This window comes from Pararhodobacter sp. CCB-MM2 (assembly GCF_001691415.1).
Classification (GTDB): Bacteria; Pseudomonadota; Alphaproteobacteria; order Rhodobacterales; family Rhodobacteraceae; genus Pararhodobacter.
The window spans coordinates 1-25,949 of the sequence record NZ_LRRR01000037.1 but is presented as its reverse complement, the minus strand read 5'-3'; the positions used below and the strand labels follow the sequence as shown (position 1 = coordinate 25,949).

23 protein-coding genes and 2 pseudogenes are annotated in these 25,949 nt (G+C 60.8%); 19 read left to right on the top strand and 6 right to left on the bottom strand.

Translation table 11 applies throughout. From position 1 onward, the window contains the following. Positions 1-67: 67 nt before the first annotated feature. The 11 genes from BCY78_RS21860 (at position 68) to BCY78_RS21805 (ending at position 10,982) form a co-directional block, all read left to right on the top strand. On the top strand, positions 68-436 hold the full coding sequence (locus BCY78_RS21860; protein ID WP_068306070.1) for a response regulator: 369 nt from the start codon (positions 68-70) through the stop codon (positions 434-436). Next, entirely contained in the window at positions 436-2,484 is a 2,049-nt protein-coding gene (locus BCY78_RS21855; RefSeq protein WP_369808718.1) for a chemotaxis protein CheA, read from the top strand. The genes BCY78_RS21860 and BCY78_RS21855 overlap by 1 nt, the downstream gene beginning before the upstream one ends. Further along, entirely contained in the window at positions 2,481-2,996 is a 516-nt protein-coding gene (locus BCY78_RS21850; RefSeq protein WP_068306065.1) for a chemotaxis protein CheW, read from the top strand. Before BCY78_RS21855 ends, BCY78_RS21850 begins: the two co-directional genes overlap by 4 nt. 15 nt (positions 2,997-3,011) lie before the next feature. Next, the gene (locus tag BCY78_RS21845) at positions 3,012-4,679 is read left to right on the top strand and encodes a methyl-accepting chemotaxis protein (RefSeq protein ID WP_068306064.1); all 1,668 of its coding nucleotides are present in this window, start codon (positions 3,012-3,014) and stop codon (positions 4,677-4,679) included. Positions 4,680-4,705: 26 nt separating this feature from the next. Further along, positions 4,706-5,185 (top strand): chemotaxis protein CheW, encoded by a 480-nt coding sequence (locus BCY78_RS21840; protein WP_068306061.1) that lies wholly within the window; start codon positions 4,706-4,708, stop codon positions 5,183-5,185. A gap of 1 nt (position 5,186) precedes the next feature. Continuing rightward, positions 5,187-6,035, top strand: a complete 849-nt coding sequence (locus tag BCY78_RS21835) for a protein-glutamate O-methyltransferase CheR (protein WP_068306059.1) — start codon at positions 5,187-5,189, stop codon at positions 6,033-6,035. After that, positions 6,035-7,150 carry a chemotaxis response regulator protein-glutamate methylesterase gene (locus tag BCY78_RS21830; RefSeq protein WP_068306057.1) on the top strand — a complete coding sequence of 372 codons (1,116 nt, stop codon included), beginning with the start codon at positions 6,035-6,037 and terminating at the stop codon, positions 7,148-7,150. Before BCY78_RS21835 ends, BCY78_RS21830 begins: the two co-directional genes overlap by 1 nt. Beyond that, the gene (locus BCY78_RS21825; protein ID WP_139103275.1) at positions 7,147-8,778 is read left to right on the top strand and encodes a hypothetical protein; all 1,632 of its coding nucleotides are present in this window, start codon (positions 7,147-7,149) and stop codon (positions 8,776-8,778) included. Before BCY78_RS21830 ends, BCY78_RS21825 begins: the two co-directional genes overlap by 4 nt. A 530-nt stretch (positions 8,779-9,308) precedes the next feature. Further along, positions 9,309-9,842, top strand: coding sequence for a hypothetical protein (locus tag BCY78_RS25400; RefSeq protein WP_139103274.1), 534 nt, complete (start codon positions 9,309-9,311; stop codon positions 9,840-9,842). 369 nt (positions 9,843-10,211) lie between these two features. Further along, entirely contained in the window at positions 10,212-10,451 is a 240-nt protein-coding gene (locus BCY78_RS25395; protein ID WP_068306045.1) for a hypothetical protein, read from the top strand. 21 nt (positions 10,452-10,472) lie between these two features. Further along, positions 10,473-10,982 (top strand): LuxR C-terminal-related transcriptional regulator, encoded by a 510-nt coding sequence (locus BCY78_RS21805; protein ID WP_068306044.1) that lies wholly within the window; start codon positions 10,473-10,475, stop codon positions 10,980-10,982. Positions 10,983-11,033: 51 nt separating this feature from the next. Here the strand turns inward: BCY78_RS21805 and BCY78_RS21800 are convergent, their stop codons facing one another. The 4 genes from BCY78_RS21800 to BCY78_RS26355 all read right to left on the bottom strand — a co-directional run bounded on the left by BCY78_RS21800 (position 11,034) and on the right by BCY78_RS26355 (position 14,451). Further along, positions 11,034-11,702: an FkbM family methyltransferase gene (locus tag BCY78_RS21800; RefSeq protein WP_068306043.1), complete on the bottom strand. Its 669-nt coding sequence runs from the start codon at positions 11,700-11,702 to the stop codon at positions 11,034-11,036. Between the two features lie 789 nt (positions 11,703-12,491). Then, positions 12,492-13,070 (bottom strand): TniQ family protein, encoded by a 579-nt coding sequence (locus BCY78_RS21795; protein WP_068306042.1) that lies wholly within the window; start codon positions 13,068-13,070, stop codon positions 12,492-12,494. An 8-nt stretch (positions 13,071-13,078) separates the two neighbouring features. Further along, positions 13,079-13,984, bottom strand: coding sequence for a TniB family NTP-binding protein (locus tag BCY78_RS21790; RefSeq protein ID WP_068306039.1), 906 nt, complete (start codon positions 13,982-13,984; stop codon positions 13,079-13,081). After that, the gene (locus BCY78_RS26355; protein WP_369808719.1) at positions 13,981-14,451 is read right to left on the bottom strand and encodes a Mu transposase C-terminal domain-containing protein; all 471 of its coding nucleotides are present in this window, start codon (positions 14,449-14,451) and stop codon (positions 13,981-13,983) included. The genes BCY78_RS21790 and BCY78_RS26355 overlap by 4 nt, the downstream gene beginning before the upstream one ends. Between BCY78_RS26355 and BCY78_RS26350 the strand changes: the two genes are divergently transcribed. The 6 genes and pseudogenes from BCY78_RS26350 to BCY78_RS26345 all read left to right on the top strand — a co-directional run. After that, the gene (locus BCY78_RS26350) at positions 14,350-14,724 is read left to right on the top strand and encodes a hypothetical protein (protein WP_369808720.1); all 375 of its coding nucleotides are present in this window, start codon (positions 14,350-14,352) and stop codon (positions 14,722-14,724) included. The two genes, BCY78_RS26355 and BCY78_RS26350, sit on opposite strands and share 102 nt — an antisense overlap. A 322-nt stretch (positions 14,725-15,046) precedes the next feature. Continuing rightward, a pseudogene (locus tag BCY78_RS26090) lies at positions 15,047-15,358 on the top strand (recombinase family protein); the annotation flags it as partial. A 342-nt stretch (positions 15,359-15,700) separates the two neighbouring features. Beyond that, a complete protein-coding gene (gene repA / locus BCY78_RS21775; RefSeq protein ID WP_068306033.1) occupies positions 15,701-16,900 on the top strand; it encodes a plasmid partitioning protein RepA in 1,200 nt (399 codons plus the stop codon). Beyond that, positions 16,900-17,859 carry a plasmid partitioning protein RepB gene (gene repB, locus BCY78_RS21770; protein ID WP_233499469.1) on the top strand — a complete coding sequence of 320 codons (960 nt, stop codon included), beginning with the start codon at positions 16,900-16,902 and terminating at the stop codon, positions 17,857-17,859. The genes repA and repB overlap by 1 nt, the downstream gene beginning before the upstream one ends. 239 nt (positions 17,860-18,098) lie before the next feature. After that, the gene (repC, locus tag BCY78_RS21765; RefSeq protein WP_068306081.1) at positions 18,099-19,154 is read left to right on the top strand and encodes a plasmid replication protein RepC; all 1,056 of its coding nucleotides are present in this window, start codon (positions 18,099-18,101) and stop codon (positions 19,152-19,154) included. A gap of 105 nt (positions 19,155-19,259) precedes the next feature. Beyond that, a pseudogene (locus BCY78_RS26345) lies at positions 19,260-21,287 on the top strand (ParB/RepB/Spo0J family partition protein); the annotation flags it as partial. A 51-nt stretch (positions 21,288-21,338) separates the two neighbouring features. On the opposite strand, the gene istB reads toward BCY78_RS26345, so the two are convergent. Beyond that, positions 21,339-22,232, bottom strand: a complete 894-nt coding sequence (gene istB / locus BCY78_RS21755) for an IS21-like element helper ATPase IstB (protein WP_068306031.1) — start codon at positions 22,230-22,232, stop codon at positions 21,339-21,341. Positions 22,233-22,246: 14 nt separating this feature from the next. After that, positions 22,247-23,716 carry an IS21 family transposase gene (istA, locus tag BCY78_RS21750; RefSeq protein WP_083195236.1) on the bottom strand — a complete coding sequence of 490 codons (1,470 nt, stop codon included), beginning with the start codon at positions 23,714-23,716 and terminating at the stop codon, positions 22,247-22,249. A 477-nt stretch (positions 23,717-24,193) separates the two neighbouring features. Here istA and BCY78_RS21745 point away from each other — a divergent pair, with 477 nt between their 5' ends. Together BCY78_RS21745 and BCY78_RS21740 are read left to right on the top strand one after the other, a co-directional pair. Continuing rightward, positions 24,194-24,787 (top strand): DUF6088 family protein, encoded by a 594-nt coding sequence (locus tag BCY78_RS21745; RefSeq protein ID WP_068306028.1) that lies wholly within the window; start codon positions 24,194-24,196, stop codon positions 24,785-24,787. Beyond that, positions 24,780-25,802, top strand: a complete 1,023-nt coding sequence (locus tag BCY78_RS21740) for a nucleotidyl transferase AbiEii/AbiGii toxin family protein (protein WP_068306022.1) — start codon at positions 24,780-24,782, stop codon at positions 25,800-25,802. Before BCY78_RS21745 ends, BCY78_RS21740 begins: the two co-directional genes overlap by 8 nt. The last annotated feature ends 147 nt before the right edge of the window (positions 25,803-25,949 follow it).

Below are 25,949 nucleotides of genomic sequence, written 5' to 3'. Positions count from 1 at the left end.
CCCTCGTTCGGGCGTGGTTCGTCCCACCCTGCCCCACCCTCTTGCGGGGCAGCAATCGAGGCATGCCATGAGCAAGACAATCTTGGTGGTCGACGACTCCGCGTCCGTACGCCAGATGATCGCCAAAACACTGCAGCACGCGGGCTACACCGTCGCCACCGCGGTCGACGGACAGGATGCGCTTGATGTCAGTGCCGGAAAAACCTTCCACGGCGTGATCACAGACCAAAACATGCCCCGTCTGAGCGGCATCGAGTTCTGCCGCGCCTTTCGGGCACGCCCCGAAAACCAAAACGTCCCAGTCGTTTTCTTGTCTACGGAGAGCGAAGGCGCCATCAAGGAAAAAGCCAAGGCCGCTGGGGCCATCGGCTGGATGGTGAAACCCTTCGATCAGGAAAAACTCCTGTCCGTGATGCGCCGCTTGGTGACCGCATGATGGATGAGGAAACCTTCTCCCTGTTTCGGGCCGAAGCCGAGAGCCTCGCTGAAAGCCTCGAAGAGCGCCTTCTCGCCTTGCGAGATGCCCCGCACAACAAAAGCCTGATCGATGGTGTGTTTCGCGACTTGCACACCCTGAAGGGAACTGGAGCGATGTTCGGTCGCACCGATATCGCCGGGTTCCTGCATGATTTCGAAACCGCCTTTGAAGCCGTACGCAGCGCGCGCGTGACCGTCGACCCTGAGTTGATCTCTATCAGCTTGGCAGCGCGCGACCATGTCGCAGGCCTTCTCGATGGCGCAGACGCGACAGACGGAGCCAGCATCCTTGCGCGCCTTCAAGACCACCTCACCGTGGAAGAGACCGCTCCTCTCGACAACCATACGCGTGCAAACCTCGCCCCTTGGCATCTGCGCTTCAGTCTTTCGCCCAACACCATCGCCTTGGGAGGAAAGCCCGCCCTCGTCCTCGCAGAGCTTGTGCGTGTCGGCGCGCGAAACATCCGAACGCTGCAGGATGAGATCTCTTGGGACGATTCCAGCAACGATCAGGCCTCGATCTTGTCGTGGCAGGCTGAAGTCGATGCCGTGACCAGCGAGGACGATATCCGTGGTGCATTCCTCTTCTACGAAGAAGGGCTTGAACTCGAGTTGACACGCATGCCGGAGCCTTGCGCATCGCCGCAGGGCGAAGAAGCAGACCTGTTGACGTCCAGCAACGATGACATGGAAGCCTGTGCAGATCAGGCAGAAGTTCCAGCGGGCCCCGTGCCCACGCCCTTGGCCTCAACGTCTGTCAAGGATCAAAGTGGGAGCGCAACCGCAGCCATCTCGACATCAGCCCCAACAACACAAGCCGAGGCTACGAGCGGACGGGGACCTAGCTTCATGCGCGTTCCCGCAGAACGCCTCGACGAGATGATGGATCGCGTGGGAGAGTTGGTGATCGCCGAGGCACGCCTCATCGAGATCGCTGCCCGCTCGGGCGAGCCGAGCCTTGTTCAGGTCGCCGAAGACATCCAGCGACTCGCTACGGCAATGCGCGACACTGCCATGTCGATCCGCATGACGCCGATCGGCTCCATCACCGGACGCTTTAGACGGCTGGTCCACGACCTGACCACAGCGACCGGAAAGCAGATCGACCTGGTCATCGAAGGCGAAGAGACCGAGCTCGACAAAACGGTCATCGAGCGTCTGACCGACCCGCTGATGCACTTGATGCGCAACGCGGCCGACCATGGCCTTGAAGACCCTGTACAGCGCAGCGCCATGGGAAAGGCAGACCGCGGTCAGCTGCGCCTCGGCGCCCGCTATTCCGGAGCCGAGGTGTTGATTTCGCTCAGCGATGATGGCCGTGGCCTTGATCGTGAAGCAATCCGCAAACGCGCCACGGAGCGGGGTCTCATTGCCGCCGATGCCGAGCTGTCGGATGATGCCCTCCATCAGTTGATCTTCGAGCCTGGCTTCTCGACAGCGGCTTCTGTCACAGAGCTGTCCGGGCGCGGCGTGGGCATGGATGTCGTGCGACGCACGATCGAGGAGCTGCGCGGTACAATCGATGTGGCGAGCGAGCCTGGCTTTGGCACCACAGTGACCCTGCGCTTGCCGCTGACACTGGCCATCATTGATGGGCTGCTGATCGAGATTGGGGGCGAGCGCTACGTCATTCCCATGGCCGCGGTCGAGGAAATCGTCGAGTTGCCCGAAGCTCTCGCCGATGATCAGGGCGGCAACGCCTTCCTTGAGATCCGAGAGCGCCTGCTGCCCTTCTTGCGCTTGCGCGGGCTCCTCGATTGTGAGGGTGCCTCCGATCCTTACCAGAAGGTCGTGGTCGTGGGGGCAAACGAAGGACGCGTTGGCCTCGTCGTCGATCGGATCATCGGCACCAATCAGACCGTTATCAAGCAGCTCTCGCCTCTGCACACAGTGCTGAAGACCTTCTCCGGCGCAACAATTCTGGGTGATGGCTCTGTCGCCCTGATCCTCGACATCCCGCAGCTCGTCACCCTGGGCGTGGCCTTGGGCGAGAAGGAGGCCGCATGACAACCCCGTCTCAAGTTGCCGCTCTGTCAGAGAGTGATCTCGTCACTTTCCGGCTTGCGGGCGACGTTCTGGCGGTCCCCACCGCCGCTCTGCGAGAAGTCCTGGAACCTGTCGCCGTTACCCGCGTGCCAGGGGCTCAGCCATTCGTGCCGGGGCTCCTGAATGTACGTGGATCGATCGTGCCCCTCGTCGACCTGAGGATCCCCTTACGCATGCCTGCAAGCGTCATTGATGACGAGACTCGCATCATGGTTCTCGAGTTGACCATGGACGGCAAGCCAGGGGTCGTCGGGATCATTGCTGACAGTGTTCATGATGTAACCCGGCTTCCCCCCGACGCGATCGAGGCCATTCCACCAGTAGGCACGCGTTGGCCAGCCCGGTTCGTCACAGCCATCGGCCGTTGCGACGGGGAATTCGTCACAATCCCCAACCTCGGGGCCATCCTATCCGACTACCTCGCCGGCTCCGAGAGCCGCCCTCATTCCCGCAGCGCCTTTGCTGCGCTCTGACTTGGAGATTCGCCAATGAGACTGACTATCAAGATGAAGCTGGCGACCACCTTCCTGGTGATCATCGCCGCCGCCGCCGCCGCCATGATGCTCGCCCTTTCCGATCTTGGAAAAATGAGCGATCGGCTGAGCGCGATCGTCTCGCAGGACGCGCAGCGGATCCGCTATGCGGAAGAAATCGTTGCTGAAACGATCCGTGTTCAGCGCGATGTCAGGGAATATCTCCTGGCCAGCACCGAGCAAGAGCGTGCGGAGCTGCGCAGCCGCATGGAAACCAGCCGGACCCGTCATGACAGCACTCTTGCGGATCTGACTGATATCGCCACGACTGAGGGGCGTCGAGCACTCGAAGAATACACCGGCTTCTTCGCAAACCTGCGCGAGATCAACAACCGCGCTCTCAACCTTGCAGACCAAGGCCAGGTCGCGACGGCTGTGCGCCTTATCTCTGGCGAAGGAATGCAGACCTGGCGCCTCATGGAGACGAGCATCGGCACGATCCTGCAGACCAACCTCGACGGCATGGCAGCCGCTGACTTGGCTTCCGACGAGGCTTACAGCGCAGCACTCGTGAAGCTGATTTCGCTGACGGTCGCGGCAGCGATCATCGGCTCGGCCGGTGCGCTCTGGATTACCGTCAGCATCAGCCGCGGCCTTACCCGATCGATCGAACTCGCCCGTGCGGTGGCTGACGGCGACCTGACGAAGACTGCCGAACTGCATGGCAACGACGAGGTTGCCGACATGATCCGTGCCCAGAACCAGATGATCGAAAAACTGCGCAGTGTCGTGGGGGAAGTTTCGGCCGGCTCGTCGAACGTCGCCTCGGGCGCCGGTGAGATGGCCTCGACCTCCGAGCAACTCAGCCAAGGCGCAACGGAGCAAGCCTCGTCCACTGAAGAGGCCTCGAGCTCGATGGAGCAGATGACCGCCAACATCAAGCAGACGGCCGAGAATGCAGGCGAAACCGAGTCGATGGCTCAGAAATCGGCTGAAGATGCCCGCGCCAGCGGCCGGGCTGTTGCCGACGCTGTCAGCGCGATGAAAACCATCGCACAGCGGATCATGGTTGTGCAGGAGATCGCCCGGCAGACGGACCTTCTCGCCCTGAACGCTGCCGTTGAAGCGGCTCGTGCCGGGGAGCATGGTCGTGGGTTCGCCGTTGTTGCCTCGGAAGTGCGCAAGCTCGCCGAGCGCAGCCAGCAGGCCGCCGGCGAAATCAGCGGCCTCTCGGCAGACACGGTCAAAGCGGCCGAGGACGCCGGGCGCATGCTGGAAGGTCTCGTGCCCGACATCGAGCGCACCGCGACCCTCGTCAGCCAGATCAGCGGTGCGAGCCAGGAGCTGGCCACCGGTGCCACGCAGGTCAACCTGGCCATCCAACAGCTCGACAAAGTGACCCAAGAGAATACCTCCGCGTCCGAAGAGCTGTCCTCGACGGCCGAGGAGCTGGCGGCACAGGCCGAGACCCTGCGTGCGGCGATGGCCTTCTTCCAGCTGTCTGAAGGGAGCCGCGGTCAAGCGGCAAAGCCCGCGCGCCTGCCGTCTCGCAAGAAGTCGACCCATAGCCATTCGGCCGGCACCAAGCGCCTGGCAAACGGTGGCGGGTTCGATTTCGACATGCAGGCTAGCGAAGACGAGCTCGATGCGCAGTTCCTGCGCGCCAGCCGCGGCGCGGCCTGAGCCCGCAGGCCACACAGGAGGCTGACATGACGGACCAAACCACAGTTGTCACCTTCGGTATCGGCAAGGCGTTCTTCGCCTTGCCGGTGGACCCGGTGGTCGAGATCCTCGAAGCGCGTGAAACCGCCCCCCTTCCCCGTGCCCCGCGCCATCTGCTCGGTCTCATTGATCGTCGCGGGGCCTCCGTCCCGGTCGTGGACATGCGCGCGCTGCTCGGACAACCGGAGCGCGCGGATGGGCTCGATACGCGGATCATCGTGATCGCTTTCGTAGCAGAAGGGCAGCCAGAACGTCTGGTCGGCCTGCGCGTTGACCAAGTCCTCGATGTCGGGACTATTCAGCAAGACGTTGAAATGCCTGGTGCGGACGCCGGCATTCTGCGCTGGCGCGAGAGAATGGTTGCGGGAGTTGGCAAACGCGGCGACGACTTCGTCACCATCCTCGACGTCGAAGGTCTTCTTGGTTCGGAGCTGGGCGAGCTTGAGCTTCCCGGGCTGGTGGCTTGAAATGGCTCATGCCGCGTCCTCTCACGAGCGTCTGCGACAATTCCGAGAGCTAATCCTCGCCGAAACGGGGATCCGGCTACCGCCGTCCAAGGACTCGATGATCGCCGCCCGGCTGCGCAAGCGGCTGATCGCGCTCGATCTGCCGACACTCGACGCCTATTTCGAGCACATCTTCGACGGCGGCGCTCTCAGCGACGAACTGACGCCGATCATCGAGCTGGTCACAACCAACAAAACTGATTTTTTCCGCGAGCCCGCGCATTATGCGTTCCTCGCCAATCGCATCATTCCGGAAGCCGTGGCCCGCACGCGCCCCGGCCAGACGACCCGCTTCCGTTTCTGGAGTGCTGCCTCCTCGACGGGGGCAGAGGCGTGGTCTGCCGCCATGGTGCTGGCTCGTGCCGCCCCAAAACACAAGGCTTTCGATTGGCGGATCCTCGGCACCGATATCTCACCCAGGGTTCTCGACAAAGCGCGCCACGCTATCTTCCCGGAAGCTGACTTTGCGCCAGTCCCTGCCGATTTGCGCGAGGCCTACGTGATGAGTGCCCGGATGAATGGCCAGTCCGTCGGCCGCATTGTGCCGGAGTTGCGGGCCCAGGTGAAATTCGAGGCGCTGAACCTCATCGAACCACCCTTCCCGCTCGAAGGTGGAATCGACGTGGCGTTTTTGCGCAACGTGCTGATTTATTTCGAGGCGCCGACCCAAGCGCAGGTGATCCGCTCCGTCAGCGAGCATGTCCGCCCTGGAGGCTACCTCGTCGTCGGTCATGCAGAATCGATGATCGTTCGCCTGCCCGGCTTCAAGGCCTGCGCACCAGGCGTCTATCGAAAAGAAGAGATGCACTGATGGGCCGTATCTCCGTTCTGATTGTCGATGACAGTCTAGCCGCACGGGCGATGCTCAAGGATCTGCTCGCCGAGGATTCCGGCATTGAGGTCATCGGCACAGCATCAGACCCTTTCGAGGCAGCCGCGATGATGCGCGATGTGCTGCCCGATGTCTTGATACTCGATCTCGAGCTGCCACGCATGAATGGGCTGACCTTCCTCAGTAAGATCATGCAGCAGAACCCGATGCCTGTGGTCATCTGCTCGAGCCATACCGAGGCCGGCTCCAAAGCAGCCCTGCGCGCCCTCGAAATCGGCGCAAGCGAGGTCATTGGAAAGCCTAGGCTGGCCTCCGCGGCCGCACGTCAGGAAGCGCAGATCCTGCTCACGGACGCCGTGCGCGCGGCAGCCGCCGTCGGGCGTTCAAAAGGCTTCAAAAACCCGCGCCGCACAGCGCCGCCTCCAAAGCCGGCGCCATTCACCCCCGGCCCCAAGCTCACCGCCGACGCGATCCTGCCACCGCCGCGCAAGAGCGCGCCGATGCCACCAGATCTGACACCGTTGATTGCCATCGGCGCTTCCACCGGCGGCACCGAAGCTCTGGCCGACCTGCTCCCGCGCTTGGCCGCCGATACCCCGCCCGTCGTGATCACCCAGCACATGCCAGAGAAGTTCACGGCAACTTTCGCAAGGCGCCTCGATCTCCTCTCGAAGATCGAAGTCCGCGAAGCGGTCGATGGTGACCGGACCGCGCCAGGCCTCGCCCTGATCGCGCCGGGCGACAAGCACATGGTGCTGCGCCGCCAGGGTCGCGGCTACCGCGTGAGTATCGTCGACGGGCCTCAGGTGTCACGTCACCGTCCCTCGGTCGATGTTCTATTCCGGTCCGTCGCAATTGCTGCAGGCTCGGCCGCCATGGGCATCATCCTGACCGGTATGGGCGACGATGGCGCCCGAGGGCTTCTGGAGATGCGAGAGGCTGGCGCAGAAACCCTTGCTCAGGATGAGGCCAGCAGCGTCGTGTGGGGCATGCCCGGCGAGGCTGTCCGCCTTGGGGCCACCGGCCGCCAAGTTCCGCTTTCAGGCATCGGTCCTGAAATCTCGAAATACATTGCCCGTACGAGGAACTCATGATGCACCCCTTGCCCAGACAGGTGCTGATCGGCGAACTTTGTAAGTTCCGAAGCAGAATCGAGGACCTCTTTGAGACAACAGCCGTTCAGCTCTTCGAACAGCTGGAGGAAACCGAGAACGTCGCTGCGCTGCTCTCGCGCGCCAGCAACATCGCAGGCGGAGAGGGCCAGAAACGCTTCGCCGCGTCGATCCAAAATGCACGACAGGGAGCGGCAGTGCTCGCCGAGGAATACAGCGCACAGGTCTCCGGAGCCTCTGATCTCAAGAGAGGCGTCCGCTCAATCATTGCCCTGCTCGAAGATCTCAAGCGCGAGGTGCGTCTCGCCGCAATGGTAGCGACCAACGCACAAACCATCAGCCGCAGCCTTAACGACCGGCAGGCGGAGCTTCATCACTTCGCTCTTGAGGTGAAAGATCTTCTTGGCCAAGCCTTGAGTACCATCCAGGTTGTCTTTGCCGAAATGTCGACTGCCGATGGCAGCATTGCCCCTCTGACCAAGCTTGCCTACCGCCTGCGTGAAGCGATCTTCCGGATCGAAAGCAATTCGCGCGCGCTGAATGCTCTCATGATCAGCCTCTCGCGCATCGATGAGTTGCCTGAGGCCCTGCGACGTGCATCCTCGGCTCAGGCGCGGATGTCGACCGCCCTTCAGAAAGCCGTGGCCGATCTTCAAGGAGGGGACGCGGCCCGACAGCGCATCGACCATGTCCTGTTCATGCTTGAAACCGCGCAAGCGCACCCCTCCGCCACCGCGGAAGCAATCGAGGCTCTGGCCCGCGCCCAGCTCACCGGCTTGACCGCTACGCTGGGCACTGAACTCGCCAGCGCTCAGGTATCGATGAGCGTCATCGCAGAAGCGCGACTTGCAGCGTCCGATGCCGTACGGGCTCTTGGATCCACAGGCGTTGCCCATACTTTGGCCCAGGTCTCCGTAGCTCTGAAGACAATCGACGCAGACCTCGCCGACATTGAGCAGATGGCCCGGGCAATCGGTCCCGAAGTGCAGCGCCTCTCTCAAGGGTTCGAGCGCGGCGCGACGGCGGTTGAAGCCATCTCGGGTTTTGATGCGCAGATGCAGCTGCTCGGCATCAACGCCATCCTCGTCGCCCGCAAAGTGCAGACGAACGGGCAGGCAATGACTGAAGTCGCCAAGCAACTGCGGGAATGCACAGCCCGGATCGGCGGAGAAAGTCGACGCGTGCTGGAGGTGACCCGCCAGCAAGAGCGCATAGCGACCAATCTTGCCGCACGTGTCATGGGCCATCAGGCTTTTGCTGGCTCTGAGATCAGGGACATGGGCTGCGAAGCCGAAGGCTTGGCAAAAGCCTATGTCGAAGCGGTGCAACATCTTCTTCCCGCGACCGATCCGTTTCTACCACGACTGGCGGCAAAGCTCGCAGAGTTCTCGGAATATGCCGCCTCTGTCACGACGATCGCGGTGAATGATGCGAGCACGGTTGACGCATTCATCCTCGACGAGGAGGCCGGGCGCCTAATCGATGAAATCCGCCTGTGCTACACCATGGCCGTTGAGCGCGAGATCCATGATCGTCTTTTCGGACGGACCTCAGTTGTCGACTCAAATGAAACCGTCAACATGGCAGAAGATGATGATATTTTCTTCTGAGCAACTCGCTGACGCAGGAGCCGGCGAAGGAGAGGAGACGGCGGGGGTATCAGACGGCTGGCGCGCGCTGGAATCGACGTCCACCGACCGATCGAGAGGGACACTCGGGAAACGCTCGGCCTAGCCCAAACCGGTCGTCATGCTTGGCCCGAAACCCCGCGACCACCTCTTACCTTACCTTACCTTAACCCGAATCCAATATACAGCTTCTGTTCCACGATGCTCGGGGGACCGTCGGCGGCGCAGTTCTCCCTTCACCCAAAGACCAGCCGCCGGCGCCCGAGCACGAAGCGTCCCTAGCCGCGCGGCTGGCGTAGGCGGCGCATGATGCCTCTGCTCCCCCAAGCGCACCGCGTCATCCGCAACAGGTTTAACTCACCCTAATAGCCATAACCCTGAGTTTAGGAACCTAGGCCATTGTGCCTAGGTCAGCCGGAACCAACCTCAGGACTATAGCGTCGCAGAAAGTTCGGTGCGTTTTGAAAGGGCGGCCGGAAATGGTTCCAAGGTCGCGTTACCTGGAGAATACCATGACCCGCCAACTCCTGCTCCTGAGCACCAGCTTGATCGTCGCTACCAGTGTGGCCCAGGCACAAGTCGACCCCTATGCGCTGGGGGATGCCTATGCTGCCCAAGGCTATTCTCGTGTCGAAATCAATGTCAGAGGCGACACTGTCAATGTGGAAGCCGTATCGAATGGCGTCGAAGTCGAGGTGGTCTATGATCGTTCGACGGGAGAAATTCTCTCCCAGGAGCAAGGCCGTGCGGATCGGAGCCGCAGCAACGAACAAGGCATTGAAATCGAATTCGAGGGAGAAGACGATAGCGGCCGTGATGACGATCGCGATGATGACCACGGACGCGGGCATGATGATGATAATGATGCCGGGCGCGAGCGTGATGATGATCGTGATGGACACGACTCCGATGATGATCACGGACGTGACCGCTCAAGCGACGATAGCCACGATCGTGACTACGATGGTGGGGATGATCACGGCGGCCGCGACTCCGAAGGCGGAGATGACCATGGTGGTCGCGACCATGACGGGGACGACGACTGAGACGTCAGAAAGTCCTGCCTTGATAATCGCAATTCCTGCCCGTCGGCAGGGATTGCCTTGGAAACCCTAAAGCGCCCCATGAATAGACGCCGTTTTTTGACCTCAGCACTGGCAAGTCTGGCGACCAGTTCTGCCATGGTACCAAGCTCTGCCCGGGCCGACCTTGCGGACGAACGCAGCGAGGACGTCATCCGTTCACTGCGCAGGCAAGGGTACGAAGATATAACAGTCTCACGCACGTGGCTGGGACGAACAAGACTGGAAGCCATCGGCCCCCCAGGCCGCAGAGAAATCGTCATCAGCAGACGAACCGGGGAAATCCTGCGAGATCTTTGGGAGCCTGTGGACGGAGCCGAGACTGGCGGCACCGTGACTAATGATGCCCGGCCATCCCGAGACGGGGGAGGTCGAGGCAATACCCAATCGAGCGGCAGAGGTCGAGACGACAGCGACAGCGACAGCGACAGCGACAGCGACAGCGACAGCGACAGCGACAGCGACAGCGACAGCGACAGCGACAGCGACAGCGACAGCGACAGCGACAGCGACAGCGACAGCGACAGCGACAGCGACGGTGCAGATGGAGGGGATAGTGACAATGATGATTAATGTGGATTTTCGAAGCAACGGATGAAAAATCACAAAGTCATCTTGGCCATCTTCGCGGTGCAGGCCCTGTGCGCGATCTTCTTTGTGGCCGATATCTTGGCTTCTGTGCTGGGTCTACGCATTCAGCCAATCGCGTGGGAAGCACGAGAGCTTCTGGAAATTGGTGCTGCAGTTGGTTTGACGCTCGGCATCGTTCTCGGCGCACAGGCCCTGTATGAAGCCCGCAATGAAGCTCAAAATGCCAAAGAACGCTTGCGCCGTGCAAAAAGTGCATTCCACGAGATCATGCTGGAACGCTTCAGCGAGTGGAAACTCACCAACGCCGAACGTGATGTGGCAATGTTCGCCATAAAGGGTCTCGACACCCGTGAGATTGCTGCTCTGCGGGGAACATCAGAAGGCACGGTAAAAGCGCAATCGAACGCCATCTATCGGAAAGCAGGCGTGGCAAGCCGCGCTCAGCTCCTCGGCATTCTGATCACAGATATTACAGGAGACGACGAAGCAACCGCGGCAGAGAAGGCTGACTGAGCTCGTCGCGCATCCAAGCCTCAGAGGCGAGCCCTCTTGTCGCGCAAATCCTCACAACCGCTCAAACACCACAACCGCGCCCTGCGAGCCTTTCGGCTGGTAGATGAACCCCTGCGCTGCCAAGCGCGCAAACAGGACTCCAATGATATCGCGCGCGTAAGCATCTGGATGAAGTTCGATGACAATCAACCTCAGTCCAGACGGCAGCATTCCTTCAAAGTAATCCTTCTCCGCGCCTTCGACATCAACAATCAGCACAGTCGGCGCATAGCGCTGGAGAAGATCGCTCAAAGGCCAGACAGGAACACTGACCTGTCGCACGGCACCTTTTCCGGACTGCTCAAGGGTCGCAGCCCAGAACGCTTCGGGAATATAAAAATCTGTCGTCGCTAACCCGGAAGACGACAAGACAGCCCCATGCAAAACGTCTGCCCCCCCCTGCCCGTTGCGCTCGAGATTTTCTCGAATGATGGGCAACATCGTAGGGTTCGCCTCCACGGTCGCCACGTTTTGCGCGCCAACTTTGAGAGCACATAACGTGGCCAGAAAACCGGCTCCGCCCCCCAGCTCAAGCACACGATCGTCGTCGCGCAGATGCGCACGCAACGCTTTGGCTTCCTCGACTTCGTACCACCCCTTCTCAAGCATCCTCTGGATGAGCGGCGTCAACAGAGCATCGGGAAGAACCAGTTGGATGTCACCAAGCGAGTAGCTGGGCATGGACCGTCTCTACACCTCTCTTGAACCAGCAGACCATGATCTAGACTGGGCACCTCACTCGACGAGAACCAACGCACCAAGCCTGGACATCTCCCATCGTGGATAGGGCTCTATCGCGACCAAGGGTAAGCTGAAGGAACTGGCCCCGCCTTACGCTCAGTACTAGAACCTTGTCGACCTCTGAAAGCGGTCACGTCCGTCAAGGTGGTGCAATTTCCCGGCTGGCCTGCGATCGAAGACACGCTGGCCAGCCTTCCAAGAGACTTCCAAACCGCACTGGAAATGTCTGCGCTCAGGGAAATCGTGCCCATGCGACACCGCTTGCTCCACGACAGTTGCAGCCTTGGGATTCCCACGCTCTGCATCCGCAGCAAGTGCCGAAATCAACTTAATAAACAAACTTTTTTTTTCATAATGCGCATTATGGCACTAGAATGCAAGCTACACGGGTGGTTTCCCTGCCCAATCATTTGTCATGATAAGTCCGCCTTATCATGACTCTTGAAAATCAACGACGAAACCCGCATGTCACGGACATAAGTTAGCGAGAATCCCGCCTATCTCCTCGGGAAAACGACATAAGTTGCCGAGAACCCCGCGCGCGAAAGTACATAAGATAGCGAGAAATTGGCAGAAGATGCCGAGAATCCAGAGCGTTCCCACTCAGCGAGACCGCTCCGCATCAAGGCCCCAAGAGCTTTTCGCTGCGCCCGCCCGGACATCTGAAGCGCGCTTTGGCCAGCGGGACCGGCCAACAGCGTTTCCGCCGTTTGCCGATACGAGTTTCGGTCATGTCTGAAAAATCGCGGCGGCACAGGACTGGCCGCCCGCAAGGGCCGCTTCGAACCGCGCCAGTTCCTCCCAGTCCGTGGCATTCGGCTGCGAACTCCGGGACTCCTCGACGAGAAGCTGGTTGACCCTGTGCGCAAAGTCACAGCCCCCCTGCCCGCGCCACAGAAACAGGCCCGCCCCTGAAATCGGCAGGGCGACGAGTGGGCGGAGATGCAGCGGACAGATGGTCCGCAGGCCATGCGCCCAGGCACACCTGAGATAAAGCCCTTGCGGGCCTCCCGCCATCTCCTCGAGACAGGCCGGACAGACGGTGGGGACGGCATCATCAAAGACCGATTGGCGCGACCCGCATCGACCTTCGAGGTCCACCAGTGGCAGTCCGGTGAGGAGGGAGAGCTGCCGCAAGGCTTGACTTGGCGGGTGATGATCAAGCTCGCTCGGTTGACACCCGAGACTGGCACAAAGAAGGCCGGGCACCTCGAAATAGGCTTCGATGCGCCAGACCCAGGACGTCAGAAGCTCGTCGGGCGCGATACGGGGAACCCAGCCCAGCCGGTTCGCCAAATATCCCGTCACGGTTCGCCTCAGCCAGCCAGCGCCCGACGGGAGCGGTCGAGCATCGATAGAAGCGGCATCACCAGCCCCTTCTGGCGAAAACTGCCCTCATCGAGGCACTCGCGTCCTGATGAGATCGCCTCCACGGCGACCGTTTCGATCAGTCGAAACAGGCGTCCGGTGTTCCCGTCGGTCAGCGCCAGGATTTGCTGACGTGCCGCAGGATCCAGCAGCTGCGACGGCTTGCGCAACGGCAAGATCAGTGAAATCCCCCTTAGAAGCTGATGAAACTCAGCGTCATCGGTCCAGCCGACGAGCTCAGCGGCCTCGAACCGATCGGCAAGTTGAGGGTCGGTCATCAGCGCCACACGCGCCGCATCGGTGCCGGCGCAGACAATCGGCAAGCGCAGGTCATTGGTCAGAAACCGCAGCGTATTGAAAAATATCCGCTGCTGGCGTGACGATCCTGACAGCATGGATTGCACTTCGTCGACTACCAGCAGTTTGGTCCCAAGATCGCGCAACAGGCGCCGGGCAACCTGACGCATCGAGGGTATCGGCGCGGATGCCACGAACGCGCCATTCATCACCCGCAGCAGTTCCTGATAGAAGCTGCGCTCGTCGGGTTCTGGCGGCATCTGGACGCAGACGACAGGCACGGCCGTACCCCCGGTGGCCTTTGCGATCGGGGGATGATCGCGCAAGAGTTTCGACAGGATCTTGGTCTTGCCCATACCGGGGGCGCCAAACAGCAGCAGGCAGGGCATCCGGTCCCGGGTAGGGTAGTCGATCAGGATTTCGAGCCGCTCGAGGACCCGCTCGGCCCGGGCATACCCGAGATAACGGTCAGACCGGACCCAACGGATACGGGCTTCATCCGGAAGCAGGGCGAATTGGCGATACTGTGGGTGAATGTGCTCAAGCTCGAGAGTCATTGCCAGTCCTCCACCTCGAAGGGAAGATCTGACGGGGTCGAACCGGGATCAATCGCCGGCTGAGACGGCATCCCCAGATCCAAACCTGTCTCCCCCTGCCCCACTCGATCCTTGGGATCCGTGGCCTGCGCAGCCTCCAAAGCATAGGCCGCTCTCTGCGCCGCGCGCCGCGCCGATTTGGTTCGGGCGCTCGCCTCGGCCACGATTTCGCGCTGTGCTGTCACGGCGTCGAACAGCATCTGCTCGTCCATCGCAGCGATTCCCCGGCGGCGCAGCTCATCGCGCGCCCCCTTATGTTCCCACAGAGTTATCTTCGGGCGCCGCAGGTCACGGCACGGGATTGTGTGAAACCGACCGTCCGGTCCATGCAGAAACACCCGCGAGAGATCGCGGGGATCGTAGCGGACCATTCTGCGTTCTTTCGATTGTCCGGCCCAAAGGCTCAGAACATCATCCCAATAGTGGATGTTGAAGAGCCGCAGCCCGTCTCGGCGGACCATTCGCATCTCGAAGGGCAGGAAATCCAGCAGAAGCCGCACGGCATCATGCGGCTGGCGCAGCGGTTTTGGGCGACGTGCGAGCGCTATGGCCGTTCAAAACATGGATGGCTTGTTCGCTTGCGTGGGCGCAAGCCACGCATGGTTGCCGCTGTCGCCTTGGCGAACAAAATGGCGCGAGGTCTCTGGGCCATGATGACGAAACAGGAAGATTACCGGAACCCGGCGGCGACGATGGCATGACAGCGCAAAGCTTGCCATCGCGCCTCGGTACGTCGGGCGTGTGAGGACGTGACTGAACAGTAAGGGCAAAGGATCGACAAGATCCGGGTTGGAGAAAGCAGCATTTGTCGTGGAGCCGAAGAGCTCGCTCTGTTGATTTGCCTCTGACCCGCGCATCGCCATAACGGCCTGCGGCCACGTTCGAGCCGCACCATGAGGCCTGATACATGACCGCATCCGATCACGCGCCTGAGTTGTTCAAATACCACTTGCACGAAAGGGGGCATCCATACATGACAAATGGCGTAGCCAGAGGCGGATCGATGTGATGTCGATGAAGCCGAGGACAGTCAAGAGCCCCCTGCCCCGTGAACGACAGTGGACGCAAAGCCGACTCCTGCGTGCCGTCAACGCATATGTCCGCGACGGATTTCTTCCCAAGACGGTCCTTGGCCGTGCCGCTCGCCGCCAAAACGACGACCGCCTGCCCGCTATTGTCGCAGCCATCAAGGGTGCAGACCCCGATATCACTCTTCAGGCACTGTGCGACCGGTTGGAAGCCATGCGAGAGCGAACGCCCAGAAGCCGGACACGCTGGCAGCCATCGTCGGTTAGAATGTTGCTGGAACGCGCCGAACGTCTCGGATTGCTGTAGCACTGTTTGATCGCCGTGGTTGCTCAGCCACGCGCAGAATCATCAATCGATATGACCCGGAGGAAGCAAAGTAACGAATTGAGAACGAGGATCAGCACAGGTGGCAGTGAGGCACTGTCGCCCCGTGTCGTAAAATTTTAGTATTCCTTATCAATAATTTACGACGCCACACCTGAATGATGCCTCAGCGTACTGCAAAGGACCTTCCCACTACATCTAGATTTTTCTTGCCGGACTTGACCGTTCGTGGCATTTCCATTCTGACGACAAAACTCGTCAGACGGGCCTTCGGCCGTCAGAACGATAAAGAGCCTTATCAGAGGCCACGAGAGGCGGCAGACGATGGATGAACGAACTATAGCCTACACTCAAGGCATCGGCTCTTCCGACATAGGGGCATTCGCGGACAGTCTGGCCGAATCCCTCGATAGGCAGATGAAAGTGGCGTTCGAGCCAGAGGAACGCAAGTCCTTGCGTCGCTTCAGTTCCACTGAGGTCGCCGAGCTGCTGCGCGTGAGCACGTCGAACCTGCGCAACCGCCACAAAGACGGCAGTTTTCCGGAGGTTCATACTGACGGTCGCGGTCATCGGTTCTACACTGCGGAGGAGGTCGACAACCTTCGCAACATCTTGGCGCGAACGGGTAAAAACGCCGAGGCGTACCGGCCAGGCCGTCGGGAAGGTGATCGCCTTCAGGTAATCTCGGTCGTAAACTTCAAAGGCGGCAGCTCGAAGACGACAGCGACGATCCATTTGGCACACAGGTATGCCCTGCGCGGCTACCGGGTGCTCGTGCTGGACCTCGACCCGCAAGCCAGCTTGACGACCTTCTTCGGCTTCCGGCCTGAACTAGAATTCGCTGAAGGCGGGACGATTTATGATGCCCTGAGGTACGAGGATCAGGTCCCTCTCTCGGAAGTCATCCAGAAGACGTATTTCCACAAGCTCGATATGGTCCCCGCCGGCCTTATGTTGTCGGAGTACGAGACCGAAACAGCCAACGCTCTGTCGCGCAGGGTGCAGCCGATTTTCGCGGAGCGTCTTGCGCTGGCCTTGGAGGAAGTCGATGCTGATTATGACATCGTCCTGATCGATTGCCCCCCGCAGTTGGGCTTTCTGACATTGACGGCATTGGCAGCGTCCTCCGGCCTGTTGGTGACCGTGGTTCCGGGCATGCTCGACATTGCATCTATGAGTCAGTTTCTCAAACTTGCATCTGAGACCATCAAAGCCGTCGAAGAAGCGATCGGGCGACAGGTCACCTGGGGCTTCGTGAAGTTTCTGATCACGCGTTATGAGCCGTCAGACGGGCCTCAGACGCAGATGGCGGGGTACTTGCGCTCTATCCTCGCGGGCCAGGTCATGACGGAGCCGATGTTGAAATCGACAGCGATTTCTGACGCCGGAATGACCCAGCAGACAATCTATGAGGTGGACCCGAGCCAGCTTATCCGGAAAACCATCGACCGAGCTTTGGCAAGCGTGAACAGCGTCGCTGATGAGCTGGAACAGACGATCCAACTGGCATGGGGGCGCAGGTAATGGCCAGAAGCATCTTCAACCAACCCCAGAAGAACGAGAACGCCCCCTCCCCTACCTCGGCAAAACCCGCCAAGCTACCCGGCTCGGTTGGCGGATTGCGGGATTCTCTTCGTGAAATCACAGCCAACTCCATCCGTGATATCGAACCTGACCGCATCGATATGGATGGGCTCCGGGATCGCCTGATCCTCGAAGACGCTAGCATTGACGAACTGGCGGAGAGCATTCGCAAACACGGTCAGCAAGTTCCGATCATGGTTCGTCCCTCGGAGCAACCGGATCGGTACCGCATCATTTACGGACGTCGAAGACTTGCTGCGATCCGGAGGATGGGCGGGACAGTCAAGGCGATCGTTAGGACACTCGATGACGATGCCTCGCTGATCGCGCAAGGTCAGGAGAACAACCTACGGCTTGATCCGTCGTTCATTGAAAAATCTCTTTTCATCAAGGAGATGCAAGAAGCCGGATACAAGCCTGGCGTCATTCAGGACGCATTGGGCCTCACGAGGCAAGGCGTCTCGAACCATCGTGTGGTCATTGAGCAGCTACCAGAACAGCTTGTCAGGCTTATCGGTCCGGCCCATGGCGTGGGTCGGCGCCAATGGGGTGATCTCGCCGCACTGTCGGCGAAGGTTCCGCTTGTCGACGTCGCGCATGAAGCACTTTCCTCTCTACCTGACACCACGTCAAGCTCCGAGAAGTTCCAGGCTGTCTACGTTGCCTGCGCAAAGAGAGGGCGCGCGGCGTCGAGCTCAAGTGCCCGTGGCCAAACGACAATCGCAACTACCGAGACTGGAAGCCCGCTTGGTACGGTTCACGTCGACGACAAGTCGATCGGGATCAAGATTCAACGCAAGGACAACCCGGAGTTCAGCCAATGGCTCGAAGGGCGCGTGGAGACCACGCTGCAACTGCTCTTTGAACAGTGGCAGAATGAAAGAAACTCAGGGTCCTGACCCTGAGTACAACCGCAAACACGAGCAGAGGAGAAAAGCGAAGACCACTAAGAAAAGAGCCCCCCAAGGTTTCCCCTGGAGAGCCCTCATCATCTGATTAGCACCTGTGATGTAGCAATCTCCGACATACCGGTCAAGAGTCACCGATTCGGTGGACGTCTTTTTATTGCCTTTTCTCGCCCCAAATGGCGTGAAGAGCCGGGGAAGCTATGGGCCAAAGCGGTCGACGTTCAACCATCATGGCATTCACAAAACTCTCCCTTCAAGCGTTCGGGGGCAACGATGACACCCCGGCAACGCCAACCTACGAAACCGATATCTGGGCAGTCTTCCGCGCGCTTAGAGACACTCGCGATCTGTTCGGCCTACGTCCGGGGCATCTCCATACGCTCCAGGCGATGCTGAGTTTCCTCAAAGCTGGGCATGGACATACTGTGTTCGCTTCGAATGAAGAGATCTGCCGTCGGATTGGCGGGGTCGATGAACGGACTCTCCGTCGGCACATCGATCGCTTCATCGAACTCGGATTCATGAAGCGGAACGATAGCCCCAATCGGAAGAGATATCGCGTGCGATCATCCGATGGGCACTCCATTAGCTATGGCTTGTCCCTTTCTCCGCTGCTTACCCGCGCCAGCGAGCTACTTTCGGCGGCCCAAGAACAGGAGAATGCGCGTCGAGACTGCATGTTCCTACGGAAACAAATCCTAAGCCGACTGGCATGTCTCGAACAGGCTGACTCCGCGAGCGATCTCGTTCGGGACCTACGCAAGACTCTTCGTAGAAAGCTCACACTGTTTGACTACCGAACCGTACTCGAACTCTTGGAGGGCCCGTGCTCGCAATTGTCCACCGCGGTGGACCAGCAAGAAGCAACGAAACTGCCCGCCAACGACGGGCAAACCGTCCGGCACCAATCTAAGTCAGAAGAAGAAAGAAAAGACTTAGAAGGCGAAATCGACACCGAGACGCCAAACCTTCAAACCCTGACGGCCACCTGCGACCAAGCAACGTCTTTCGCAACATCCTCGATTGTAAGCTGGGATGACGCGGAAAGGCACGCCAGAACACTGGCTCCCATGATTGGGATTCACGAGAACACTTTCGACAAAGCAGCGAGCAGAATAGGCCCAAGAAAGGCAGCATGCGCTATCTTCATCATCTTGCAGGTAGGCAACCGTATCCGAGACTTTGCGGCTTATTTCCATAGCATCACCCTCGGCCGCAGACAAAACGACTTCAATCCGAAACGCCTGCTGGAGAGCCTTGCTCACTCACCGGCAGCCCCTGCCTGATGTCCACCGCGGTGGACATGCTGAGAGGAAGAGAACGGCTGATAGAGGCTGACGGGTAGTGAGGTCGGGAGAGTGGCTTCCGGCGCCCGTCGAGGAGACGACCCGATGGCCAAAGCTGCCCAGAAATCACCCTGTCCCCTTTCCGAGACATCTCGTTGGACAAGCTCGTGCGGAGCCAGTCCAACGTGCGGCGCATCAAGGCCGGTGTCTCGGTTGAGGAACTGACGGAAGGCATCGCCCGGCGCGGGTTGCTGCAAAGCCTGAGCGTCCGGCCCATTCTGGCCGGGGACGGTTCCGAGACCGCCAAGTTCGAGATCCCCGTAGGCGGCAGGCGCTTCCAGGCCCTTTCGCTCTTAGCGAAGCAGAAACGCTTGGCGAAGACAACGCATATCCCCTGCATCGTCCGCGATGCCAAGTCCAAGATCCTCGCCGAAGACGACTCTCTCGCCGAGAACACTCAACGCGCGACCCTGCATCCACTCGATCAGTTCCGCGCTTTCCTGGCACTGCGCGAGAAGGGTCAGGATAACGAGGAGATCACGGCCGCCTTTTCGTAACACCCCAGGTGGTCAAACAGCGCCTGAAACTTGCCTCAGCGGCCACTGCCCTTCTTGAGCTCTATGCCGACGACGAGATGACATTGGAGCAGTTGATGGCCTTCACGGTCAATCCAGATCATGAGCGCCAAGTTCAGGTCTGGGACGCGATCCGCTCGTCTTGGAACAAGGAACCCTATCAGATCCGCCGCATGCTGACAGAAACCTCGGTGCGCGCCTCTGACCGTCGTGCCGTTTTTGTCGGGGTCGCGACGTATGAAGCTGCTGGCGGAACCATTCTGCATGGCCTCTTCCAAGGCGACGATGGTGGGTGATTGGATAACCCTGCCCTACTCGATCGTCTCGTCAGTGAGAAGCTGCAGGTTGAAGCTGAAGCCATCGCAACCGAGGGTTGGAGATGGATCGAGGTCTCGCTCGAATTGCCTTATGGCTACAGCCACGGCTTTCGGCGGTTGAGCGGAGAACCGGCGCCGATGACAGATGTCGAAGGCGCGACCCATGCCAAGCTGCTTGCCGAATACCGAGCGCTCGACGAGAAATGGGAAGGCTTGGACGCGTTCCGGGAAGGAATCGAGGTGCGTCTCGGCGAGCTGGAAGTCGCGATGAAGAAGCTCGAGGCACGGCCGCTTATTTTCGACGCAGCGGAGATCGGACGGGCAGGGGCTTTTGTGGTGCTTGACCGCGGTGGTGAGCTGGTCGTCTATCGGGGCTTTGTGCGACCCGAGGATGAGCCTCGGGCAGACGATGGCGTCCACAGCGGTGAATCGGGGGCAGACGGGCAGGGCAGCGAGCCATCCGTTGCGAGTAACGCTGGTGGCGTGGGCGTAGGCACAGTGATCACCTCTGAGCGTCAGGCTTCAGTGCTAACAGTTCCGACGATGAGGCCGATGGCGCACTGAAGCCCCTGCCTGAGCGGCTGGACATGGAACTGGCGGCGCACCGGACTTTGGCCCTGCGCGAAGCGGTCGGTCGCTCGCCCGAGATCGCGTTTGCGCCACTGCTTCTGAAGCTCGTGGGCGACACCTTCCGGACCTCTAATTCTGCCGGCAGCTGCCTCGAGGCGTCGGTACGTAACGTCTACATGTCCGCGCAGGCGAGCGATCTGAAGGACAGCGTGGTTGCCAAACTGGTCGATGAGCGGCACGCGGCGTGGGAGGCAGACCTGCCGCTCGGCGACGATGCCGCTCTCTGGGACTACCTGACCTCCCTCGATCAGGCGAGCCGGCTGTCCCGTCTCGCTCATTGCCTCAGCTTCGGGATCAACGCGCTGCATAAGAAGCTGAACCCCAACGATGCCGGCATCTCTGCCAGTGGCCTGACCAGGCGGATGACCCAGTCCGACTTGGTCGCCCACGCAACAGGTCTTGATATGGTCGAGGCAGGTTGGGAGCCGACGGTTGATACTTACCTGAACCGTGCCCCCAAGTCCCGGATCCTGGCGGCCGTGCGCGAAGCCAAAGGGGAGGGGACGGCACAACTCATCGAGCACCTTAGGAAAGGCTAGATGGCGACCGAAGCCGAGTATCTGCTGAAAGGCAGCGGCTGGTTGCCGGAGGTTCTTCGCTGTCACGATCTGGCTATAGCGCGACAATCTGGATGAGACGCGCGCGTCAATCTGGATGGGATTCTACGTCGCGGCGTCTGTGACGATATCATCCTGATTGTCGCTGGCAAGATGCTGGCTCGTTGTTGATTGACGCTCCGCGACAATCTGAGGGGTGTTGTTGATTGACGCGAAGGCAGCGGGACGGCCGCGCGATCGCTTGGCCTCCATGGCGCTTCGCCGCCTGTAGCTTTCGACGTTCATCTCGAAGATGGTGGCGTGGTGGACGAGCCGGTCGACGGCGGCCAGCGTCATGGCGGGGTCGGGGAAGACCCGGTTCCATTCGCCGAAGGGCTGGTTGGCGGTGATCAGGATCGATCTTCGCTCGTAGCGAGCGGAGATCAGTTCAAACAGCACGCTGGTCTCGGCCTGATCCTTGGTGACGTAAGCCAGATCGTCGAGGATGAGCAGATCGAACTTGTCGAGCTTGGTGATCGCCGCCTCGAGCTGCAATTCCCGCCGCGCCACCTGCAGTTTCTGGACCAGATCGGTGGTTCGGGCGAAGAGGACGCGCCATCCGCTCTCGATCAGGGCGAGGTCGATGGCGGCCGCAAGGTGGCTCTTGCCACCGCCCGGAGGGCCGAACAGCAGTACGTTGGCGCCCTTGGCCAGCCAGCTGTCGCCAGCGGCCATGGCCATGACCTGCGCCTTCGAGACCATCGGGACCGCCTCGAAGGCGAAGCTGTCGAGGGTCTTGCCTGGCGGCAGATGCGCCTCGGCGAGGTGGCGTTCGATCCGGCGATTAGCACGTTCTGCCAGCTCGTGCTCGGCGATGGCGGCGAGGAAGCGCGCCGCAGGCCAACCCTCCCGATCGGCCGTTTCGGCGAACTGAGGCCAAAGCGTCTTGATCGTGGGCAGGCGCAGTTCGTTCAGCATGATGCCGAGGCGGGCCCCGTCGATGGGATGGGCGATCGTCATGCCGTTTCTCCCATCTAGGCCGTCGGGGCGACAAGCGCGTCGTAGCTTTCCAGGCCGACTTGCATCACCGACACAACCGGCAAGTCCGATGGATCGGGTCCGAACCGCCGGCGCAGGGCGACGGGATCGGGCAGATGTCCGGCCGCCAGAACCGCCTCGGTCTCGACGCCCAACTCGCGCTCGCAGCCGCGATCATGGGCGAGGGCCAGGAGTTCGACGGCGACCTTGCAGGCCATCTTCTCAGGCAACTGGGCGACCAGCGCCTCGAAGGCGCGCCGACAGGCCGGGTGCGGGAAGAGCTTGTCGCGATAGACCAGGTTGAGGAGCGCCATCGGCTTCTTGCGCAAGGCGTGGATGACATGGCGGTAGTTGACCGCCTGGTCGTGCCGCCCGTCCGGATGGGCCCGCCCGCGTGGTAACGTCATCACCTGCGTTCCGCCCATGAAGATCTCCAGACGGTCATCATACAGGCGCACCCGCAGCCGGTGACCGATCAGCCGGGACGGCACGGTGTAGAAGACCTTGCGCAGCGTGAAACCGCCGATACTCGATACCGTGACGATGATCTCCTCGAAGTCGATCGTGCGGTTCGTAGGCAGGGCTTGGAGATAGGCCCGTTCTGCCGCGATGCGTTTGCCCCGGGCGGCATTCCGGCGCCCGACAATCTCGTCGACGAAGGCGCGGTAGTCCGCCAGACCGGCAAACTCCGCCGAGCCCCGCATCAGGAGGGCGTCGCGGATCGCCGCCTTGAGATGGCCGTGTGCGCTTTCGATGGCGCCGTTCTCACGCGCCACCCCGCGGTTGTTGCGGATGGGCGCCATCCGGTAATGGGTGCAAAGCGCATCGTAACGCCGGGTGAGGTCAGCCTCGGTGTCGGCGTCGAGGTTGCGGAAAGCGGCGGAAAGGCTGTCGGTGCGATGCTGCTGCGGCGCGCCACCCGCCGACCACAAGGCATTCTGGAGGCCCTCGGCGCGGGCGACGAAGCTCTCGCCGCCAAGAATGACATGGGCATGCTCGAACCCTGACCACGGCAGGCGGAAATGATAGAGCATGTGGGCAAGGGGCTGGCCGCCGACCCTGACGCCCAGGAACGACATGTCGGTGAAGTCCGACAGTCCCATCCGGCCAGGTTCGTGCACTTGCCGGAAGATCACATCCTGCTCGGCGCCGTGTAGGGCGCGCCAAGACCTGATCCGCCGTTCCAATGTGCGCCGGATACCCGGCGAGGGTTCGGGATGGCGGCGCAGAATCTCCTCGAAGATGGCCACCGGCCTCAGGCCAGGCGCTTCCTGCAGAAGCGGCACGACTTCGCCATCGAAGATGGTATCGAGCGGATCGGGTCGCCGGCGCTCACGCGGTTGCATCTTCTGTGAGGGAAGCCGCGGATCCTGTGCCATCCGAAACCCCGTCGAACGGCTGAAATCGGCCTTGGCGGCGGCCACCTCGATCGGGTGGGTCTGTCTCAGCTTCATGAAAAGCCACATCTGTTGATCGGTTACATGGCGGCCCGGCACAAAGTGGTTCTCCCTCATGGAAAACCACAGCGTATCGGACCGACCGCGATCACAGACGCACATTCGAAGCGCGCGCCGTGGTGGTCCTGCGCTTCCGGTCGGGCTACGCCCTCCCTCCACCACAGGACCACCACGGCGTCTCACCCAGATTGACGCGGAATCTCACCCTGATTGTCGCGCGGCACTGGCGGCACTCGATGGCGCGGAAGGGCAGGGGACGTCGAACTTGCTGCCGGAGCCCACCGCAGCGCAAGGGAGCCGCCTATGAGCGGGCCCCTTGCGCTGCGGTGGGCGACCTCATCAATTTTGGACGCCGATATGGGGGTTAGTCTTGTTGGTAGATTGACAAACGAGAGCACCTCCACCGTTGGAGGCTATCAGTTCGGCCACGATCGCACGGTTGAATACTGTCAGAAATCTGCCTATATTTCTGACAAAGGAGCGATCATGGAACGCATGGCAGAGAGCATCATGAATGTTGCTACGACGTTGCCGGAGGGGGCGCCGTTGGCAGCGAAAGGATTGTTGCATCTCGGCTCGCGTGCGGCGGTCGATCAAACGCTGTCGCGTCTGGCTGCACGAGGCGAGTTGATCCGGGCAGGACGCGGTATCTATATGCGCCCGGTCCAGACACGCTTTGGCCCACGCAGCCCTTCGGCTGAACAGGCGATTGAAGCGCTGGCTGCACAGCGGGGCGAGACGATCGTGCCAAACGGTGCTGCTGCGGCAAACAGTCTGGGTTTGACGACGCAGGTGCCGGTCAAGTCGGTTTACCTCACCTCCGGACGAAGCCGTGTGTTGAACCTTGGCCAGCAAGCTGTCGAGTTGCGTCACGCGCCGCGCTGGCAGTTGGCGTTAGGCAACAAAACCTCTGGGCAGGTCGTCCGTGCACTGGCTTGGCTTGGGCCGGATGAGGCTCCCAAAGCTCTGCAAATCCTCCGAGCGAAGCTAACGGATACGGCAAAAACCGAACTGGTATCTGCGGCGCCGCAGTTCCCGACTTGGTTGGCGCGTTTGGTTGGAACGATGGTCCATGGCTGAGGCATTTCTGGGCCTCAGCGCCAAAGACCGCCTGGACGCTCTTGGTGTTGCCGCGGATCGGCTCGGCCGACCAGCCCACCTCCTCGAGAAAGACGTTTGGGTGGTCTGGGCGATCCAGCAGCTATTTGGATCGCCCATCGGTACAAACCTCGTCTTCAAAGGCGGCACCTCGTTGTCGAAGGCCTACCACGTCATCGATCGCTTCTCCGAAGATGTGGATTTGACCTTCGATATCCGGGCGCTGATCCCGGATTTTCTCGAGGGCCGCGAAGATGCCATGCCCGCCACGTCCAGCGAAGAGCGGCGCTGGTCAAAGCGTGTCAGGCAAGTTCTGCCGGGCTGGGTGGCCGGCACCATCCAGCCGATCCTGCAGCAGGCGATCGAACGTGACGGGATCGATGCCAGTCTTAGGCTTGACGGTGACAAGCTGTTCATTGACTACCCGCATCTCGCCCATGGCACGGGGTATGTCTCGCCAAGTGTGATGCTGGAGTTTGGGGCGCGTTCTACCGGAGAGCCGGCATCCCCGCGCGACGTTGTCTGCGACGCCGAGGGGACCGTCGAAGGCCTTGAGTTTCCGACTGCGCGCCCGCGCGTAATGCATGCAGAAAGGACGTTCTGGGAGAAAGCGACAGCGATCCACGTCTTCTGCTTGCAGAACCGCATGCGTGGGAACCGCTTTTCCCGGCATTGGCATGATGTTGCCAGATTGGACCATGCGGGTATCGTGGCTGCAGCTATTGAAGATCGCGCACTTGGCGCCGCTGTCGCGCGGCATAAGACGATGTTCTTTGCAGAGAAGGCCTCGGACGCCACACGAATAGATTATGTCGCAGCAACCTCCGGGTATCTGGAACTGGTTCCAAGCGGCGATGCTCTCGACGTTCTCGCCGACGATTACCGCCGCATGATCGAAGACGGCCTGCTTGCAACGGCACCAGAGCCCTTTACCGATCTGATGGACCGCTGCGCGGATATCGCGCGTAGGGCTAACGCAGCCCCCATCTCGGCTTGATCTTCTGGCCGACAGGCTCTCGTCACTTATTCCCGTCGATCCATTTTGACATCAGCCCCTTGTCGCGGAAACACTCCTCTGGCACGGCGCGCTGTTTGACCCGGGCAAGTCGTTCTGCGAAGGCCATCTGCTTCGAGCTGGGAAGCC